The sequence below is a fragment of the Streptomyces sp. NPDC127038 genome, assembly GCF_042725875.1.
Classification (GTDB): Bacteria; Actinomycetota; Actinomycetes; order Streptomycetales; family Streptomycetaceae; genus Streptomyces.
This window is the reverse complement of the sequence record NZ_JBHXDQ010000071.1, coordinates 1-18566: the sequence shown is the minus strand read 5'-3', so window position 1 is coordinate 18566 and position 18566 is coordinate 1. Positions and strand designations below refer to the sequence as shown.

Below are 18566 nucleotides of genomic sequence, written 5' to 3'. Positions count from 1 at the left end.
GGCCGGTGAGGGGTTTGCCGACAGGCTCCTGGGTGGCTGGGTTCCACAGCTGGACCGCGCCGTCGATGCCCCCGCCGGCGGCGAGGAGGGTGCCGTTGGGGGAGAACGCCACCGCGGTGACCGGGCCCGAGTGGGCGGTGAGGGGTTTGCCGACAGGCTCCTGGGTGGCTGGGTTCCACAGCTGGACCGCGCTGTCGGTGCCGCCGGTGGCGAGGAGGGTGCCGTCGGGGGAGAACGCCACCGCGATGACCTCGCCGCTGTGGCCGGTGAGGGGTTTGCCGACAGGTTTTTGGGTGGCCAGGTTCCAGAGCCAGACCACGCCGTGGGTGCCGTCGAAGCCCGTGGTGCTGCTGGTTGCGAGGTGGGTGCCGTCGGGGGAGAACGCCACCGCGATGACCTCGCCGCTGGGGCCGGTGAGGGGTTTGCCGACAGGCTCCTGGGTGGCTGGGTTCCACAGCTGGACCGCGCCGTCGATGCCCCCGCCGGCGGCGAGGAGGGTGCCGTTGGGGGAGAACGCCACCGCGGTGACCGGGCCCGAGTGGGCGGTGAGGGGTTTGCCGACAGGCTCCTGGGTGGCTGGGTTCCACAGCTGGACCGCGCCGTGGGTGCCGCTGATGGCGAGGAGGGCGCCGTCGGGGGAGAACGCCACCGCGATGACATTGCCTACGAGCGCCGGGAAGGTCTGGACAGCCTCAAAGACGCTCCCTGCACGGACAGCCGGAGTATGCCTGGCAGGTTCTAATCTTGGCTGCTGGGGGATGTTGGGAGACGTCTGAGTGTCCTCCGAGATTGGGCTGTTGGTAGGTGCGCTGCGTGCACGGTTGTGACGACGGAGCTTTGTAGTCGCCTCCCAGCGCTCGTACCAAACGTCGAGTTCGGCGTCGCCGTTGTCGGGCGGGGTGCAGTCCCGACCGAGCCGATTCCAGGACATGAGAGTGCGCACCAGCCACAGCAGTTTGTCCTGCCTGGCGTAACTGCCGTTGAACATGCCGCTGAGCGTGGAGGGAGGCAGTGACACAAGCCCCTCGTCGGCGAACAGTGCCAGAGCCCGTTTCTCGATGTCCCGCAGGGACGGGTTACCCGCGCGGATCTTTAGCGAGTTCAGCTCCCGGGCCTGCTCGCTCAGGAGTTCCTGATAGCTGCCCGTGGTGTCCGGTAGTGCCATTCCTTGCCCCGCCCCCGTGCTGTGTGGTGACAGGTCAGATTAGGACGGATCGCACGTACAGTGCTGAACTTCTCGGAACATTCCTGAACAGTCCAAGATCTCCAGTCCCGTTCAGCCGCCCACGCCCCCTGTTCATCGTCGTACACGTCTCGATCGGGGTTCTGCGGGATTGTTCAATCTGCGCAGGTCAGGTCCCTGGCCGGTGCAGATTCGAGGCATGACCACACCACAGAATCCGCAGCCGTTTCTGTCCCTGCACACCGCTGTCGTCCTGCTGATTGCCTTTGTCATCGGCACCGTCATGGGCGTCCTGACACTCCTCACCGGCGCCCCCACGGCCGCGGCCATCGCCGCAGGCATCACCAGCGCAGGCGCGACCATCCCGACCCTGCACACTCACATCCGGTAGTTGTGCAGACGACATGCCAGTTTGGACACCAGCGACCTTGTCTCTTGGCGTCCAAGGTGAAGGGTCGGGAGGCTGGGTTGAGCGGAAGGGGGCAAAATTGCCCCCTTCCGCTCAACCCCAAGGCATCGAGTTTTGCCCACCCCGCTGACCTGCGGTTTTCGAAACGCCGATACAGCCGTGACAACCCCTGTGCACTCAGTGATCGCGGACCGTTACGGTGCACCGTATGGCCATCAGCGCGGACACCACCCCGAGTTCCGGTTACGCCTTGCTGATTGCGGCCGATCCGCCCGTCCGACGCCCGTTCGCCGCCACCGCGGTGCTCGCGCAGCTGGCCGCCATCCCGCCGGCCCAGCTGGTCGGCACCGCGTACGCGAGCACCGTGCATCTGACGAACCCCGATGACCCGAACACCGTGCTGTCCAGCCTCCGCACCGCGGCCGCCGTGCAGGGCCCGCTCCTCGTCTACGTGACCGACCGGGATGCCGCCAAGGAACTGCTGTTCCGGCTCGCCCTCATACACCCCGAGATCTCCATCGTCTGGGCCGACTCCGCCTACGCCGGAAAACTCGTGACCTGGGCCAAGACCTACTTCGACATCACCATCAAGACAGTGCGGCGCCCGCCGGACGCGAAGGGCTTCGTCGTCCTCCCGCGCAGGTGGGTGGTCGAACGTTCCTGGTCGTGGATCATGAGGGCCCGCCGGCACTGCCGTGACCACGAACGCCTCCCCGAGATGAGCGAAGCACTCATCACCTGGGCGGCAATCACGTTGATGACGCGGCGCCTCACCCGTCGCACGGCCCGCCCCGCTGAACGTCGGGATGTCGCCCACGGCTACGTGATGCCGGAAGCCGCCTGACCTGCCGGGCGGCGATGAGTAGCTCAATCTGCTTCAGCGCGGCGGAGCACTGCCGCAGGCCACCGATCCTGGGTCGACGCGAGGACACGGATCACGGCTTGCCGGTCCATCGGGTGCTGGGCAAGCCAGGAGTCGAGCAAGTGCCCTGCTCCCTCAAGAAGCAGCGTGGTGGCTGCCGTGTTGGCGGACAGGCTCTTCGCGATCAGGTCGGCCATCCTGGGCGGCACTTCAGCGTCGTACTCGGGCAGGACCAGCAGGATCCGTCCGCTGAAGGCCGCCAGGACGTCGAGGGCGGGGCTGTCTGCCCAGAGTTCCGGCTCGTCGAAGACCAGGCGCTTGAACGACTCGTCACCGAAGGGGACGGTCCGCAGAGTGCGCGAGTAGATGCCCGGAGCACACAAGATCAGGCGCGTGACACGGTCACCGAAGCGGCTGACCAGGTCTGTTGCCGTCTGACCGCTCATGCTGAAACCGACAAGAGCCAACGGAGTTTGGGCAGGGAGACGGGCTTCGATGAGAGAGGCGGCCTGGTCTCGACGGCGGTCGAGAGTCAGCTCGGACCACTCCCCTGAGCTCTGGCCACTTCCCATGAAGTCAAGGCCGAGTACTCGGTATCCGTTCGCGGCGAGGTCCTCTGCCAGGGGAAGGCTGGGCTCCTTGCCGTCGCCTCTGCCTCCGCCGTGCATGAGGACGACGCACTCCGGCTCGACTTTTCCTTGGTCCGGTGACACCTCAAAGTAGCTGAGCCGTTCCGCGTCCCATTCGTGAGTCGATCTAACGATTTTCGGCATGGTGTCCTTCCCTAAGTGAGTGATGCAGCCACCAGGAAAGACGCCTACCAGCACTTGCTACCTCCAATCGTCTCTCACGCTGATCTTCTGGGGGTGTGCTCAAGACATGCCAACAGGGCGGGTGACCGCACACGGATTGCAAACAGGCTCTTTAGCTTGTTCTTTATGGTCCGGGACCTGCACCACTGACCGTTCGTGCTGATTGCTACGGTTATGGGCTGTGACTGAGCTGCTCCCTGACTTCCCGTACCACCCCGACCCCGTCGCCACGGGCGTGATCGTGCCTTCTGGCACGGTCTGCATCTGCTGTGGGCGGGAGCGCGGGTATGTCTACAAGGGCCCGGTCTACGCGGCCGACGAACTTGCGGATCGGCTGTGCCCGTGGTGCATCGCGGACGGCAGCGCCGCCGAACGGTTCGACGCCCACTTCACGGCGGGAACATGCCTGGGCGATGACGTGCCCCTGGAGGTCTTCGCAGCGGTCGACCAGCGCACTCCGGGCTTCACCGCGTGGCAGGAACCCCAGTGGTTCTTCCACTGCGCCGACGGTGCCGCGTTCTTGAGCCCGGTTGGGTCCGCCGAACTCGCGGTTTATCCGGAAGTACTGGAGATGTTGCGGCGGGAGGCGAACGGCTGGGGCTGGCCGTCGGAGCGGGTTGAGCACTTCCTCGCCTCGCTGGACAAGGACGGTGAGGCGACGGCGTATCTCTTCCGGTGCCGAGTCTGCGCAGCCCACCTCGCATACACCGACTTCGCATAGGCCTTACAGACGGGTCGGACGACCTCCCGAACAGTGTCACTCGCCTGGAGTTCGGTGTGCGCGGACAGCGGTCTTGGCGTGATCCTGCGTGCTGTCCAGAGCGCGCTGTCCACCAAGTCCATCGGGACCAAGACCGCCAGGGGTGATTCTGCTGCATCACGATGCCCGGGACGAGGCATTCGACTTCACGTCCCACTTCCGGGAAGACCTCTACACATGTCTGACCCGGCGCGGTGACACCCTGTTCGAGCTGTGCGACGCGATGCTCTGCGAGGACGGCCCGGTGACCTCGCTGGTCGATCTGACGCTGCTGGCCGAGCACCGGCGTGGGCACGGCGCGTTGTACGACGCGCTCAACCAGGGCCGCATCGACGTGGCCAGGCTGCGCAAGGCGCTGGCGATGCTGCCGCAGCCCAAGGCCGCCGGCGGGCGCCTGGTCCTGGCCGTCGATGTCTCCGCGTGGCTGCGGCCCGACGCGCCGACCAGCCCGGACCGCCTGTTCTGTCACGTCTACGGACGCTCGGGACGCTCCAGTGACCAGTTCATCCCCGGCTGGCCGTACTCCTTCGTCGCCGCGCTGGAGACCGGGCGGACGTCGTGGTGTCAGCTGCTGGACGCGGTCCGGCTCGGCCCCGACGACGACGTTGCCGAAGTCACCGCGGCCCAGGTCCGCCGCGTGGTCACCGACCTGATCGTCCAAGGCCAGTGGGAAGCTGGTGACGACGACATCCTGGTCGTCTTCGACGCCGGCTACGACGCCCCGCGCATGGCCCATCTCCTCGACGGCCTCCCCATCGAGGTCCTCGGCAGGATGCGCTCGGACCGGGTGATGCGACGGCCGACACCCTCGCTCAAGGAGTACGCCCTGTCCTATCCCCAGGGCGGGCGACCGCCGAAGCACGGCAAGGAGTTCCGCTTCGCCAAGCCCGACACCTGGGGCGAGCCCGACGCGGAGACGGTGCAGGTCACTGACCGCTACGGCACCGCCCAGGCGATGGCCTGGGACCGCATCCACCCCAGGCTAACCACCCGCAGCGCGTGGATCGACCACGACGGCGAACTCCCCATCATCGAGGGCACCCTGATCCGCCTGGCGGTGGACCATCTGCCCAGTGGAGGTGACCCACTGCCCGTCTGGCTGTGGTCCTCCAAGACCGACATGACCAGCGAGGACGTCGACCTGCGCTGGCAAGCGTTCCTGCGGCGCTTCGATCTTGAACATACTTTCCGATTCGTAAAGCAGACGCTCGGCTGGACCCACCCCAGACTCCGCAGCCCCGAGGCCGCGGACCGGTGGACGTGGCTCGTGATCGCGGCGCATACCCAACTCCGGCTCACCCGCGAGGCCGCAGCCGATCTCCGCCGCCCCTGGGAGAAACGGGCCGAGCCCGCCCGGCTCACCCCGGCCCGCGTCCGCCGCGGGTTCAGGAACCTCCGTCCCCACCTGCACAGTCCGGCCCGTGCACCCAAACCCACAACTCCCGGCCCAGGACGCCCACTCGGCTCGAAGAACCGGCGGCCTGCCACCCGTTACGACGTGGGCAAAACGACCAGACGCCCCGAAAGCATCGCTGAACGTAATCAGGTCAAAGCTCACAAACCATAAAAAACAAGCTTTAGGAACCCGGCGCCCTTAGCGTCTCGCGGTCACACATGGTGACGGTCGCGCAGACCAGATTGCGGTTCGAGAGGCCCTCCATGCTCTCGACCGCGGCGTTGCTGACAACAGCGCCCCGCACGACCACGTGGTCGATCCACTGCGACTTCGAGCCTGACGTGTGCGGCCGTGTCGGCAGGGCGTCTGGCGGGAGGCCCACGACGGTGAAGCTAGTACCCAGAGCCGACGCTACGGTGGCACGCGGGCATGTGGCGCTCCGTCGCAGAAGTCAGAGAGTAAATCTCCAGACGGTTAAACAGATTGGTTAAATCGAAGGATAAGCTCTGCTAGTGTGCTGGGGTGGAGGTATCCCGAAATGGCATCTGAGGAAGAGCTGTTCGCGTCGGTGGACGCGCTGCTGGAGGCGGAGCCGGAGCTCCCTCTCCCGGCGGAGCGCGCTCGTCTGCGGGAGGCTGCCGGCATCACGCAGGCCCGTCTGGCGAAGGCGTTGGACACGACGCCGCAGTCGGTGAAGAACTGGGAGAACGGCCGCTCCGAACCGCGCCCACCGCGACTGGGTGCGTATCAGCGGCTGTTGAACGGCTGGGCGGCGAAGTACCCCGCACACGGCACTGCTGCGCCTTCCACACCTCCCCCCGCGCCTGCCTCTGCCCCGGCTCCGGCCGCTGCACCGACGGCGGAGCCCGTCCTGCCGGAGGAATCGCCCGCCGCGCCCGTCAGGCCGGCCGCGCCGGTGCGTTCCGCTCACCCGGCGGCGTCACGGCGTCCGGCCGCGCAGAAGGCGGCCGCCGCTCCAGCTGACCCGCGCTTCCCGCATGGTCCGCTCGCTGTGCTGGACGGTGACGGTTCCGCGTACGGCGTGGACGGCATCGTGCTGGACTGCCCGGCGACCACGGTGGTGGAGTTGGTGGAGTGGACACTGCGCGAGTCCGGCCTCGGTGCGCCGAAGTTGAACCGGTACGGCAAGGACTCCGATCCGCTGATCGTGCTCACCGCCGCGGCGGCGGTGAGGCTCGGGCTGCCGGAGCGCCTGGAGGGCCATGAGCAGCGCCGCTCCCTGCGCCTGCCGGACGACCACCCGGCGGTCAAGCAGGTGGTGAAGGCGAAGTGGCAGCTCACCCAGCGCGGGTTCGGGCCGTGGGCGCGGATCTACCGCAAGGCCCAGGGCCGCGAGCGGCAGTGCGTGCAGCTGGCGATCCTGTCCTGGGACGCGCTCGATGCCCGGTCGTGGCCCGGCGTTGCGGAGATGGAGCCGGCCGACATCGCCCGCGTCCTCGGCGTCTACGCCCAGCGGGTCATCACCCCGCGCGGATCCACGGCCGTCTCCGGCCTGGAACTGATGACGGCCATGCGCCCGCCGACGAAGCCGGAGCGCGACGGCCAGAGCGGCAACTGGATCTCCGGCCACAACCCCGGCAGCCTGGGGACGGAGCCGATGGACCCGGCGCCGCCGGAGGCCACCGCTGAGCACCCGGTCGTCGTGCAGTCCGGCTGGAGCGGCGGGTTCCTCGATGAGGAGGCGTACCAGTGGGTGCGGGACGTGGACACGCTCTCGGACCAGGAGTGCCTGCTGCCCTTCGCGGTCGGCCTGGACCTCAACACCGCCTTCCTCGCGGCCGCCGCGCGGCTGACGGTCGGTCTGTCCGCACCCGACCACTTCCACGGCCCGCAGTTCAACCCGAAGATCCCCGGTTCCTGGCTGGTCGACCTGTCCCACATCGAGCTGGACCCGCGGCTGCCCTCGCCGTTCACGCCGGACGGCACCCGACCGACAGGCCCGGCCTGGTACCAGACCCACACCGTCGCCTACGCGCAGGAGCTCGGCTACAACGTCCGGCCCCTGGAGGCGTACCTGCGCCGTGAGACCGGCGCGTACCTGGACCCGTGGCACGACCGGCTCAAGACCGCGTACGTCGACACGCTCGCCGACCTCGGCGTCACCAAGGACCTGACCGACGCGGAGTTCCTGGCCGCGATGGAACAGCACAAGCAGGTCGACCCTGCCATGGCCGCCGTCCTCGCGGCCGTCAAGGCCACCGTCAAGGGCGGTGTCGGCAAGCTCCGTGAGCGCCCGCAGGGCCGCCACTACAAGGACGGTGAGCGGTGGCCCGCGCTTGAACGGCCGACCTGGCGCCCGGACATCCGGGCCGCCGTCATCAGCAAGGCCCGGGTCAACATGCACCGCAAGCTCAACAACATGGCGAAGATGACCGGGCTGTTCCCGCTCGCCGTACTCTCCGACTGCGTCGTCTACCCGAGCCCCGGCAGCAGCCCGCTCGACTTCCTGCCGTACGCGGCCTCCGGCAAACCGCAGCCCGGCGGGTTCCGCCTCGGGCCCACGCCCGGCCTGGCCAAGCTGGAAGGCGTCCAGGAGATGCTCTGGGCGATCGACCTCATGGAGAAGGGCCTGAACCCAGCCCGCCACATCAAGGGCGGCGACGCCGTCCTGGACGACGGGGAGTAGGACTGTGGGGGAGATCGAGGACGCGATCGAGCGCGCCGACCGGGAGTCGTTCACCAAGGACCCGCCCAAGACGTTGAAGGGTCAGATCGGCTACCTCATCAAGCAGTTCGGCAGCGCGAAGGCCGTCGCCCAGGAGATCGGGGTCACCGCAGACTCGGTGAACCGCTACCGGCGCGGCGCCCGCAAGCACCCTCCCGCCGACGTCGCCGCGAAGATCGACGACGCCGTACGCCATCGGTGGCAGCCCCTGGTGCGCAAGCGCCGGCAGCGCCAGGCCGCTGCTACTGGCGGGATCACAGTGGAGACTCGGGCCCGCTTCGGTTACACCGCGCCGGTCGGCACGACTGACGACGGCCGGTTCCGGCGACTGACCGTGCACCTTCCCCCGGAGTACGCGCAGCGCCTCTTCGACGCCCGCGACACGGGAGCCAGCGACCAGCAGATGCGCGGAATCATCGCCGAAGGATTCAAGGAAGTGTATTTCCAGGACGGAGGTTCCCGCGCCATGGGATTGTCAGACGTGGAAATCAACGACATCGACTACCTGGATATCGACTACTAATCCGGAGCCATTCGGTGGCGAACTTCAAATATCTTGTGAGCCGAAGCACGATAGGTGTCACAAAGGCAGACTTGTTGTCACCGACGGTGTTGTGGGCGTTTGAGCCTTCGCGCGACAGGTCGACAACTGTGGTCATCCGTGTCCGGCCTCCTAGTTCTGGTTCTCCTGGGTCGACCTCTGCGGGCTCGGGGAAGCGGCGTTGTCAGTGGGCTCTGCCAGGGTGTGGGTCGTGGATGAACTGGTGGAGCGTGTCGACGATCAAGATCGTGTGCTGGGGATGGTGGTCAGCCGCCGGCAGGCCATCCGGGAGGGTTGGCTGCACCGAGTCGCCGTGACGGTGTGTCGTGATGAGCGTGGACGGATCCTCGTCCACCGACGGTCGGAGCAGGTATCGCGCTTTCCCGGGCTCTATGAGGTCGGGGTCGGTGGCGCCGCGAATGTCGGCGAGTCCTATGAACAGGCTGCCGCGAGGGAGCTGGCCGAAGAGCTGGGCATTCGTGCGCTGCCGCGCCTGCTGTTCACGTTCATTAACCGCAGCGGCTTGAGCCCTCACTGGCTCGGTGTGCACGAAGCCGTGGTGCCGGACGCCGTGGTTCTCGATCCCGATGAGGTCGCCTGGTATGGCTGGCTGACCGAGCCGGAGCTGCGGTCGGCCCTGCTGGAGTGGCGCTTCACCCCCGACAGCAACGAAGCCTTCAGCCGGTATCTGGCGTTCCGGACCGCGCGGTCCTGACCCTGCCCACCACGCTCAGGCTCAGCGTCCGTCGATCTCCTTGGCCAGTTGCCTGGCGTGGTCTTCGAGCAGTGGCTTGAGGGCGCCGTAGTAGGGCTGATGGTCCGCTTTGCGGAGCCAGTGGAACACGTTGTGCCGTTCCCGGGTCCAGACGGCGCGTAGTTGGGGGTCCTGGGCGATGTGCGGCGGGCAGGGCGCGAAATCGGGCTCGCCTTCGGTGACCCGGGTCCAGATGTAGGCACTGACGGCCAGCCGTCGGCGGTCGCCGCTGAGGGGTTCTCGATGGTGCGTGAGGTCGGGGAGTTGGGTGAGCATGTGCTGCCAGTTTTCGGGTTCCTCGCCTGCGAGCAGTCCCCAAGCGGGTCGGCCAGGTCGACCCCCAGATGCCGGGACCACAGCGGGTGCATAGCTGGGTGCGGGCGACCGGCTCGCAGCCCGTCGCCGCCGCGAGCTCGCTGAACCTCCGCCCGCCGGCGGCCTTGGCAAGCAGCACCGGCCGAGGCCCCAGCGGATCGGACCTCAGCCGGCGCCGCGACGCCATCGCGTCCAGCCCTGCGAAGGCGTACGCCCGCCAGCTGGCGGCCCGGCAACCGCCACAGGTAGCCAGAAGCGCCGCCTTTGGCTGTGGCGAGCGCAGTAATCGCCACGAATCCGTTCCCGCTGCCCCACGCCGCGTCTACGGTGGGTATCAGTACCGCCGGAAGGAAGCCGATGAGCGCGCAGCCCGAGGAAGCACCCGCCCCGCCGCCGGCGCCCGCCGCTGCTGCTCGGCTGCGCGAGCAGCTGCTCGCTGACCGCCGTGCCGACTCCTGGGTGCCGGCCTTCGAGCGGGACTGGGCAAAGGCTCTGGAGGACTCCCGCCACAGTTACAGCCTCGCGCCCCTGCACGACGTCGTCCGCACCTGGCAGCTGCGCGCCGCCGCGGCGCCGGCCGTCGACGCCTACCTCGACTCCGGCCGTGACGAGACTGGCTTCGTGGACCTGGACGACGTCCTCGGCACCCGCCTGTGACCGCTGAACCGTGGGCCGCCCGACTCTCTCCGCAGGCCGCCAAGACACTCACTGAACTCCCTGCGCACGCCAAGGAGATGGTCCGCGACGTCCTGGACATCGCGGTGCGCTCTCCGTGGGGCTGGCCCCAGTGGAACGCTGGCGACCCGGAAGGCGAAGACGTTCGAGCCGCCTCGGTGGGCCTGCTGTCTGTCATCTACGTAGTCAACCGGCTCACCCGGCATCTGGCCGTCCTGGACATTGTCTGGCTTGGATAGGCGCGCCCTCCTGAAACACAGTGGCAGGCGATCTTGCCGTGCACAGGATTGCCTCCCGGCCGTTCACCTGGATCTCCGGACGCAGTGTGCGGCAGGGCTGGGAGGATCCCGATGTGATCAATCTGGGTGTGCGTGTCGAGTTCTACGAGAGCGTCGGACCGGTCGGTGAGGCGTCGAAGGGCTACCTCGGCGCGCTGGAGCGGACCGAGGGCTACCGGGCGGCGGCAGTCCCGCAGATCGGGACCTACCTCATGGCCGCACCGCTGCGCGTCGTTGACCGCGAGACGGCTCACCCGCTGCCGGGACCGATGCGACTGCCGGTGCGCGCCGTCGAACATCACCTGGTGCCGCAGCGCGAGGGCAAGACTCCCGTCTGGTGGGGCACCTACGACCAACCCGGCCCGGTCATCGTGGTCCATGCGGATCTGGGTTCCTCGCCTGACAGCGAGTTGCTGCGGCAGCTGATCCGGCAGTACGTGGCCGATGGCTGGGAGTGCTACGGAGTAGAAGGCTCGGTACTGCGCGAGTACTCCCTGGAGGCCCGGCGGGACCTGGGGCTTTAGCCAGAGCGTTCCCGGCTACGGCGGTCAGCTACTCCGCACAATCAGGTCCGTATCGGGCGAGAGACTTACCACGACGGGCCGAATCGGGATGTGGAGGGTTTCGGCCTGACGTCCGTCGAGATTCGTACACGTCGCGGTCCAGCGGACTGTAGCCGCCTCCGCATCAGAGGTATTGGCCCTGTACAGGAGTACTGAGTCCAGGGTCACCTGAGAATGGGCCCGCAGATCGGTGGGAGGGAACTCGATGACGAGCCTATCCTTCGACCTCCGCACCACGGGGCGCTGGGGCTTTGGGCGGCTCCGAGCCAATGATCCCGTCAGTGAAGGAATACCGGACGGCAGCCTAGGCTCGATGAGCCCCATGGAAGCCAAAGGGGTGACTGTTCCGTACGGGGCCGGCGGCTTTGGCCAAGGCAGATCATTCAAGTCTGCCGCATCGTCAGAGGGTGCGAACCACACCACAGCCGTGAACGCCGGATCCATCGTCATGATCACCTGCACCGCCTGGAGCATGGAGCTTGAGCGGTTGTCCAGCCGCAGACTCAGCGGGGCGTTCTGCGAGGCCACAGCGTCAGACAGCATCGAAGGAAGGAGACGCCGGCACCCTTCGATGTGAGCATCGACTTCATCTCGGTACTCCCGTGGAGTGCGGCTGTCCTTGCTCAGCACGTACGGGCCGACACTCTCAACGATGTCCCGCATCCTCTGCTGCATCTCGATGATCTGCTGCTGACTGGCGGACAGAGGCATGCCTTCGGGGCGCCGACCCGGCAGATTCTCGGACCGTTGTCGTGGGGGCAGAGACTCGAGAAGCGCACGGCGCCGGCTCTCCAGGAGGTGCTCGATCACCGAGTCGGGTACCTGCACGCTCGCCACGGACCCGCCACCCACCTCCAGGCCGACGTTGATATCCGGTTTGCGACGGTGACCCGCATTCACGAGCTGGTAGATCTCATCCGACGTGAGGTAGGGCGTCTTGTCGCTGTGCCGTCGTGGGATGGCCACTCCGCCTTTGACGAGCCTTCCATCCTCAGACAAGGTCCTGGTGACCAGGGCCCACCGGCTCGAATCCGGCACAGCCTGCACATCAATGACGAAGTAGCCGAGGTTGGGGTCCGAGGCGTCGTTGAACCAGTGGAACTCGACGCCGATCAGGGGACGCACGTACTCGGTGATGACGTCCTTGTACGTGTCGGTGTTGACCAGCGACCTTGCGAAAGGAGTCGCCTTTTGTACGGCTTCATGTAGATCGCTTGGTCGGCGTTTCGCCTTGAAGCCGCACACGATCAGGCCGCCACCGGTATTAGCGAACGAGGCGACGTCCTTGGCGAGTTCGAACTTGCCCTTGTCTGTGCTGAGGTCGTACGGCCCGTTGAGGCCAGCGGTCTTGAAGTCCACCCACTCGGATTCGGGGGTGCCCAAGATGCCATCAACCTGCCCGCTGGCAAGCAGGGCGATGATCCTGACGCGGCTGTCGACGCTCATAGAGAAAGAGCTTACGAGTACATGTGTCCCCTACTCGCCGATCCGCGGGGACGGGTACGACCGGGAACTCGGTCCCCTTCGTACCACTCTCTCGGATTACCCTGCTGCGGAGTATCCGCGCCCTCGTCGGCGAGGAAAGTCCACAGAGCCTGCAACGTGCTACCAGGCCCCGCGAGGGCGGTCCGCGCCGAGCTGGACTTCGCGGCGGCACTCGAGGCAGTCGGGCAGACCGTCCACGCGTCGGCCTTCGCCTTGCGCCCAGCTGAAGCCGCAGGGCGACATGCGTGAGCGCTGCCCCTCCTCGCCCGAGGCGGCGTGAGATCCGTAGCCGGCGACGCTCCACGTGACGGGCGTTCCACCGTCGTAGGGGGCGCTGTCCGGCCAGGTGTAGACGGGTTCGGTGGTGGTGCAGCGCATCCGGAGGTCAGGGCCCTTCCAGTCGGCACCCTGCCGGGCCTTGGCGGCGTCGTCGACGGCGTCCGCCAGCCGCTCGAAGGACACGTCGTAGTCCCTCATGTGATCCCAGCTGCCGGGCTCCTGTTCGCGGACCAGGGAACGGAACATCAGCAGCAGGCGCGCCAGGTCGTGCTGTCCGACCCGGACAGTGTCGCTCTTGGGGTCGTAGCCGTACGGGGAGTGGGGGGCAGTCTTTTTGGGCATCGCACTTCTCCTAGAAGCTGAGGCGGGCGTCAGCCCAACGGTCGGCAAGGCGAACGTGAGGCGGCACTGCGCTCTGCCGGGGCAGGCTATTTCGTATCCGCGGCAATAGAGTTGAAGGTCTCCCGCATAATCTCGTCGGTGGCGCCGGGCCGTTCGACCACGCTGTCGAAGAGGTCCGCAAGCAGCCAGAGAACGAAGTTGTGCACCACGGCTTCCTTCGGCGGGATCGTCCCGAACTGATCGCGCCAGGCCACGGTATTCATGCCCATGGCCGCGGCCATGAGGACACCAGCGACCATCGGTACCTGGGAGGGGTCGGCCAGTTCGAAGCCTGGCAGCCTTCGGATCACGGCCGGGATCAGATCACTGAGGGGATCGAGGCGGTCCTCTTCCTCCCCCTCCTGCTGGCCGATGATGTGTGTGGTCAGTACACCCACCAGGAAGACCGTGCCCCGGGACACTTCGTCGCGGCCGTAGGCGTCCATCGCGGCCTGGACCCGCTGCTGTGCCTGGCGGCGCTCCTTCTCTGACGTGCGCCTCTCTAGAATCCGGTACGAGTCCCAAGCCGCACGGATCGCCCCGTCCACGACTACACCGTCACTGGTCATGCGCTGACCGTAGTAAGTCCGCGGCCTGCGGCGGCAGCATTCGCACGAACGCGCGCTTGGGATCGGACGTGGTCCGCCGCGTTTTGGCCAGTGCCGCCCAGCAGACCCCTTGTCGCTCCGGATGTTCATCGCATCGGGCAGCAGCAACGGGTCGGTCAGTGGAATCCTGGCTGCTGATTCTCGGACAGCCGGGGTAAAAGCGCTGGCTACAGGCGGAGGTGGCGGCCGCCGACGCCTCGTTGCAGCCAGCGGGCAGGCGCCTCTCGTTCTCGACGATGACGAGTCAGGCCGACATCAAGGATCGCAAGTCTCGGCAACGTCCCGGCATCCGTACCTTGCGACCCGCGACGCTGGTTGTCCGTATCGGATCACCAGACAGGAGCCGACGGTGACGGTGGACAGGCCGGCAGCGAGCGACGACGACGTCCAGGCGGTGCGCCGCTGGGTGCGGCTCTCCTGTACGGAGCCGGGCAGCCACTTGCCCGCCCTGACCGAGATTGCGAGAGAACTCCGGCTACCCCTCCCCGCAGTCCGTTCCGCCCTCGAGCACCTCGCCGCCGAGGGCATGGTGACCCTGCACACGGACTACCGGCTCTACAGCGTCGGCACCACGACCCCAACCGAGCGCGCCTACCGGATGATGCGGACCGCGATCCACCGAAACTACGAACCCGGCGAACGATTCATGACCCGGTACGACATCACCAGGGTGTTCAACATTGGCACCAAAGAAGCGGCGGCCGCCGTACGCCAGCTGATTGCCGAGGGCCTGCTTACCGGGCCCCGTGGCCAGTACGTGAACCGCTACAGCACCGAACAGCAGCGCCGGCGCATCCGGCAGCTGCGGGAGCGCGCCAGCGACCTACGTCGCGAGGCTCTCGAACTGATGAGGACAGCGCAGCAGATTGAGCAGGAACTGCCCGCTGGCGGCGACTCTCAACCGACGTAGCCGTGCGGTATCAGCATGAACCCACGCCTGCGCGGAACCCGAGGTACCTGAGTGCCGGTCATCGTGACGGTTGTCTGCATCCCGGTGCGACCAGACCGGAGTGCAGAAGCACGTTTTCCCTCAGGCCAGGATCGGCGAAGCAAGAAGCTCAGAATCCAATCGATTGCCTGATGAACGAAGTGAGGAGTCAGATCACCATTCCATGTGGCGTGAAGAATCAATGCGGTCAACCCATTGACCAGACCAAGCCGGCCAGTAAAGGTGGTTCCGCGAATCAACAGATCCCGTTTGGCTGCCGCCTGACGCTTGACGAATGCAGAACCAGCCCGCTTAGCAGGTACCCGCTGATTAACTTCAGAAGTGCTCTGAAAGTTTCTCCTGACTGTTGCGCGACCATCACAAGAAGGCTTCGTACTCTGTCGTTCCGATGGAATTCCCGAAGAAGAAACAGACGTTTCATCAGGCATTTAGAAAACACCGGACCGCTTCTTCGGCATGCTCATTGGAGGAGAAGGCGTTTGGGCCTCGGCCTCGCCGTGAGAGTTGCCCAGGCCCGCTCCATAAGCCCGGCGTGCGACTGCCCGGTCCCGCCTTGTGTCTGCTTCCGGCAGCTTTCACCATTACTACGCGGCCCAGACAAGTGCCAACCAGCGGCCGATCTCACTAGGGATCTCGGGCGCCAACATGCACGACAGCCTCGGTCTGGAACCGCTCGTGCGCGGGATCCCACCCATCTGATCCCGCCGCGACCCACGGCGACGAAGCTGCACGCGGACAAGGCTACGACTACGACCACCCTGCGCCGATGGCTCCGCAAGCGCGGCATCCGCCACCGCATCGCACGCAAGGGCATCGAGTCCTCAAAGCGGTTCGGCCGACACCGCTGGGTCGTCGAGAGAGCCGTGTCCTGGCTGGCCGGCTGCCGTCGTCTGCACCGCCGTTACGAGCGCAAGGCCGAACGCTTCCTCGCCCTCGTGGGCATAGCCGCAGCCCTCATCTGTCACCGTCGCCTCACCAAATGAAGCGGCGTCTTAGCCCCGCTGCGCAGCCGACTGAGCCTGCCGAGCCCGAAGTCGCTCCTCTCGAGGCGTCTACGGCCATGCCGCTGGTCCGCTCTCACTGAGCCCCGGCATCCCATCCGAGGCAGGCTCATCCCTAGCCCGCTGTGCTCTAGCCCTTTGTGCTCCGGCCCGCTGTGCTCTAGCCCACTGCGTAATCAACTGAGCCTGCCGAGCCCGAAGTCGCTCCTCTCGAGGCGTCTCTGGCCATACCGCCGGTCCGCTCTCACTGAGCCCCGGCATCCCATCCGAGGCAGGCTCATCCCTTTCGGATGAACGGCCGTTCCACACAGGCGGCACAAACGCAGACAAACTACTTCTCGCTGTCGGCCATACCGTCCCCAACCGTGGGTCGCGACCAGCAGCCACTGAATGCCTTGGAACAGCGTTGACCTGCATTGCGGCCGCCGCAACGCTCTCGGATCCGGCCTGAGCAGCCTCTTCGGTGAGCTGGTGGACCTGGCGCCGCAGGACCGTGACCTCCTGACGCAGCAACCGCAACTGCTCCTGCTGCGCCTCGATCTTGGCGCCGGATTCCTTGGCGTACTTGGCGGCCGCGGAGAGCTGTTTGCGGGCAGCGGCCAACTCGGCCAAAGCCGCCTCACTCCTCCGCCTCTCCTCACCGGCCTGAGCGAGTGCCTCACGATGCTGTTCCTCAAGCACCCTGAGACGCGCGGCGGCCTCACCAGCTCCCAACACCGCCCGCGCAGCCCGCTCCTCGGCCTCGGCCCGGGCCTGTACCACCGCCCGGAGGCGTGCGGCTGCTTCCTCGGCACCCCACACGGCCCGCCGGGCCCGCTCCTCAGCCTCCTCCCGCGCCTGCTCGACCGTCTCCAAGCGCGCTGCGGCCTCTTCACCCCGACGCTCCGCCTCCGCGGCCAGTAGGCCAGCCTGCCCGGCCCGTGCGTCTGCCTCCTCACGATGCTGACGTTCCTTCACCCGCGCCCACTGCTCACGCCCAGCACGCCGTTCCTCCTCCCGCACACGCTGCTGAAGAAGACCAACCCGATCCTCAAGCCGACCGTTGGCCCCTACCAGACTCTGTGCTTGCCCACGGAAAGCCCCCGCCCTCACCTCCGCCTCATCGAGCTGCTCCTGCAGATCGTCCAACTGCTCCTGAAGAGCAAGAACACGATCCTGCTGGCTCGCGCTGGCAGCCTGGGCGGCTCGACGCAGCTCATGCAGCCCGGCAACCTCAAGATCGGTGACCGCGGCACCGAAGCCGTGCACAACACGGATCAGGGCGTCAGCCTGCTGCTGAGTGGCGATGGTCTGCCCGGAGAAGTACCGGCTGAGCTGAGAAGCATGGACCGGAATTCTCGCCGCAACGTGATTCTGCGAAGCAGACTGCTTCGCGAAGATCTTTTTCAATGCCTGACCGTAGGCCAAAGCTTCCGGCCCCGGCACGATGATTTCTCGCTTCGCTGCGCTCATCAGCCCACCCCCTGAAAAGGAATAGTACCCCCGCTGGAGGCAAGGGCTGTCGATGCCGGGATCGTTGCGTATCGCTGCGCAATCCCAACTTGAGCTTCCTTGCGCATTCCGCAATGGAGATGGTTTTCCAAGACGCTCATACGAGGACTTGGAGAGTGGGATATGAAGCTCGGACTCGGATCCGTTACCACCATGGCGGGAAAGGCGGCAGAGAGCGCGAGTGGGCCGTCCGCATTGGATATTGCGGTTTCCCTGACGGTGGGTGTGCTCGTCGCTCTCGCGGCTGGTTTGCTGCACCGTTCTGATCGCCCTGACCCGGCTGTCGCGGTGACGTACTCTCCGTATGCTGCGGTCATGAGGGCCGGCCTCGCCCTGTTCGGCACCGCCTCCCTGACATTGGCCATCCTGATGTCCCCTCAGCAGGGCGTCAGCTTCCTCGTCTTGCTCCTGTCCGCGGTGGCGGGAGCCGTCTACGGCTTGCTGACCCACTGCGACAGCAGCACGCTCCAGGCGGCGATTTGGCAGGGAGCTAAGGTGACAGCCTCCGCGGCCGCCCTAGGGCAGGCATTTTTGGCCCTCTACGGCAGGTGAACACGCCCAGACACAGCACCGGTTGAGGCCCCACGGGAGGAGCCTCAACCGGCACGGAGGGGCCCAGCAATTCAAGATTTCTGGGCCCCTCTCCCGTCTCCGTAAGCCCAGTAAAATACCAATCTCTACACAGTGCTTAATGTGATGCAAGTAGTAGTGTAATCAGTAAGCACGCAAACTTTGGTGACTCTACCCAAGGCTTCACGAAGATGACATGCTCCGAGCTGGGTGTCCCACACCCGGCTCGTACGGGCCAGCCGCAATGCAGAGGCGGTGTCCGGATGCAAGGCAAGGGGAACCTGGCAGCGCATCGAGGCTGGCACCCCGTCCGGCCGACGCTCCGTCAGCGCCGTTGCAGGAGTACTGTCTGGGACTCTCAAACTCTACACAGGCCCGCACGTGATGCACCCTCCCCTGTAGCCAGCCCTGGTGATCGCGCTTGCGCGGTCACCTTCAATTCGCGCTTGCGCGAATTGCTCTGGCTTTTGAATTCCGCTTGCGGAATTCCATTCCGGCGCTTGCGCCGGAATCCGAATTGCGCTTGCGCAATTCGTGCTCTATGCAGCGCGCAAGCGCTGCATATCCC

Annotated in this window: 19 protein-coding genes and 2 pseudogenes; 14 read left to right on the top strand and 7 right to left on the bottom strand. The window is 66.4% G+C overall.

Translation table 11 applies throughout. From position 1 onward, the window contains the following. On the bottom strand, positions 1–1165 hold a 1165-nt coding region (locus ACFWI4_RS34265; RefSeq protein WP_387204425.1), incomplete at its 3' end, for a WD40 repeat domain-containing protein. 217 nt (positions 1166–1382) lie between these two features. Between ACFWI4_RS34265 and ACFWI4_RS34260 the strand changes: the two genes are divergently transcribed. Together ACFWI4_RS34260 and ACFWI4_RS34255 are read left to right on the top strand one after the other, a co-directional pair. Then, the gene (locus tag ACFWI4_RS34260; RefSeq protein WP_387204422.1) at positions 1383–1574 is read left to right on the top strand and encodes a hypothetical protein; all 192 of its coding nucleotides are present in this window, start codon (positions 1383–1385) and stop codon (positions 1572–1574) included. A 454-nt stretch (positions 1575–2028) separates the two neighbouring features. After that, positions 2029–2370 (top strand): annotated as a pseudogene (locus ACFWI4_RS34255) (transposase); the annotation flags it as partial. Between the two features lie 89 nt (positions 2371–2459). Here the strand turns inward: ACFWI4_RS34255 and ACFWI4_RS34250 are convergent. Beyond that, positions 2460–3227, bottom strand: coding sequence for an alpha/beta hydrolase (locus ACFWI4_RS34250; RefSeq protein WP_387204419.1), 768 nt, complete (start codon positions 3225–3227; stop codon positions 2460–2462). 220 nt (positions 3228–3447) lie between these two features. Here ACFWI4_RS34250 and ACFWI4_RS34245 point away from each other — a divergent pair, with 220 nt between their 5' ends. After that, positions 3448–3987 carry a CbrC family protein gene (locus ACFWI4_RS34245; protein WP_387204416.1) on the top strand — a complete coding sequence of 180 codons (540 nt, stop codon included), beginning with the start codon at positions 3448–3450 and terminating at the stop codon, positions 3985–3987. Between the two features lie 148 nt (positions 3988–4135). Then, positions 4136–5593 carry an NF041680 family putative transposase gene (locus ACFWI4_RS34240; RefSeq protein WP_387204522.1) on the top strand — a complete coding sequence of 486 codons (1458 nt, stop codon included), beginning with the start codon at positions 4136–4138 and terminating at the stop codon, positions 5591–5593. 10 nt (positions 5594–5603) lie between these two features. Here the strand turns inward: ACFWI4_RS34240 and ACFWI4_RS34235 are convergent, their stop codons facing one another. Next, a complete protein-coding gene (locus ACFWI4_RS34235; RefSeq protein ID WP_387204414.1) occupies positions 5604–5804 on the bottom strand; it encodes a hypothetical protein in 201 nt (66 codons plus the stop codon). A gap of 156 nt (positions 5805–5960) precedes the next feature. Between ACFWI4_RS34235 and tap the strand changes: the two genes are divergently transcribed. The 3 genes from tap to ACFWI4_RS34220 all read left to right on the top strand — a co-directional run bounded on the left by tap (position 5961) and on the right by ACFWI4_RS34220 (position 9364). Further along, positions 5961–8069, top strand: coding sequence for a telomere-associated protein Tap (gene tap / locus ACFWI4_RS34230; RefSeq protein ID WP_387204411.1), 2109 nt, complete (start codon positions 5961–5963; stop codon positions 8067–8069). A 4-nt stretch (positions 8070–8073) separates the two neighbouring features. Next, entirely contained in the window at positions 8074–8631 is a 558-nt protein-coding gene (tpg, locus tag ACFWI4_RS34225; protein WP_387204408.1) for a telomere-protecting terminal protein Tpg, read from the top strand. 277 nt (positions 8632–8908) lie between these two features. Further along, positions 8909–9364, top strand: coding sequence for an NUDIX hydrolase (locus tag ACFWI4_RS34220; protein ID WP_387204519.1), 456 nt, complete (start codon positions 8909–8911; stop codon positions 9362–9364). Positions 9365–9385: 21 nt separating this feature from the next. Here the strand turns inward: ACFWI4_RS34220 and ACFWI4_RS34215 are convergent, their stop codons facing one another. Beyond that, entirely contained in the window at positions 9386–9679 is a 294-nt protein-coding gene (locus ACFWI4_RS34215) for a hypothetical protein (RefSeq protein WP_387204405.1), read from the bottom strand. 396 nt (positions 9680–10075) lie between these two features. Between ACFWI4_RS34215 and ACFWI4_RS34210 the strand changes: the two genes are divergently transcribed. Together ACFWI4_RS34210 and ACFWI4_RS34205 are read left to right on the top strand one after the other, a co-directional pair. Then, a complete protein-coding gene (locus ACFWI4_RS34210; protein WP_387204402.1) occupies positions 10076–10375 on the top strand; it encodes a DUF6247 family protein in 300 nt (99 codons plus the stop codon). A gap of 295 nt (positions 10376–10670) precedes the next feature. Next, the gene (locus ACFWI4_RS34205; protein ID WP_387204399.1) at positions 10671–11195 is read left to right on the top strand and encodes a hypothetical protein; all 525 of its coding nucleotides are present in this window, start codon (positions 10671–10673) and stop codon (positions 11193–11195) included. A 24-nt stretch (positions 11196–11219) separates the two neighbouring features. Here the strand turns inward: ACFWI4_RS34205 and ACFWI4_RS34200 are convergent, their stop codons facing one another. The 3 genes from ACFWI4_RS34200 to ACFWI4_RS34190 form a co-directional block, all read right to left on the bottom strand. Next, on the bottom strand, positions 11220–12680 hold the full coding sequence (locus ACFWI4_RS34200) for a helix-turn-helix domain-containing protein (protein WP_387204396.1): 1461 nt from the start codon (positions 12678–12680) through the stop codon (positions 11220–11222). A gap of 159 nt (positions 12681–12839) precedes the next feature. Beyond that, positions 12840–13340: a hypothetical protein gene (locus tag ACFWI4_RS34195; protein WP_387204394.1), complete on the bottom strand. Its 501-nt coding sequence runs from the start codon at positions 13338–13340 to the stop codon at positions 12840–12842. Positions 13341–13426: 86 nt separating this feature from the next. Beyond that, positions 13427–13948 (bottom strand): hypothetical protein, encoded by a 522-nt coding sequence (locus ACFWI4_RS34190; RefSeq protein WP_387204391.1) that lies wholly within the window; start codon positions 13946–13948, stop codon positions 13427–13429. Positions 13949–14336: 388 nt separating this feature from the next. Between ACFWI4_RS34190 and ACFWI4_RS34185 the strand changes: the two genes are divergently transcribed. The 5 genes and pseudogenes from ACFWI4_RS34185 to ACFWI4_RS34165 all read left to right on the top strand — a co-directional run bounded on the left by ACFWI4_RS34185 (position 14337) and on the right by ACFWI4_RS34165 (position 17980). After that, complete coding sequence (locus ACFWI4_RS34185; protein WP_387204388.1) at positions 14337–14897, top strand: GntR family transcriptional regulator; 561 nt, start codon at positions 14337–14339, stop codon at positions 14895–14897. 654 nt (positions 14898–15551) lie between these two features. Then, positions 15552–15919, top strand: a pseudogene (locus tag ACFWI4_RS34180) (transposase); the annotation flags it as partial. A 408-nt stretch (positions 15920–16327) separates the two neighbouring features. Further along, positions 16328–16840, top strand: coding sequence for a hypothetical protein (locus tag ACFWI4_RS34175; protein ID WP_387204385.1), 513 nt, complete (start codon positions 16328–16330; stop codon positions 16838–16840). A gap of 36 nt (positions 16841–16876) precedes the next feature. Next, on the top strand, positions 16877–17404 hold the full coding sequence (locus ACFWI4_RS34170) for a hypothetical protein (protein ID WP_387204382.1): 528 nt from the start codon (positions 16877–16879) through the stop codon (positions 17402–17404). Positions 17405–17551: 147 nt separating this feature from the next. Continuing rightward, complete coding sequence (locus tag ACFWI4_RS34165) at positions 17552–17980, top strand: hypothetical protein (RefSeq protein WP_387204379.1); 429 nt, start codon at positions 17552–17554, stop codon at positions 17978–17980. Positions 17981–18566: the final 586 nt, after the last annotated feature.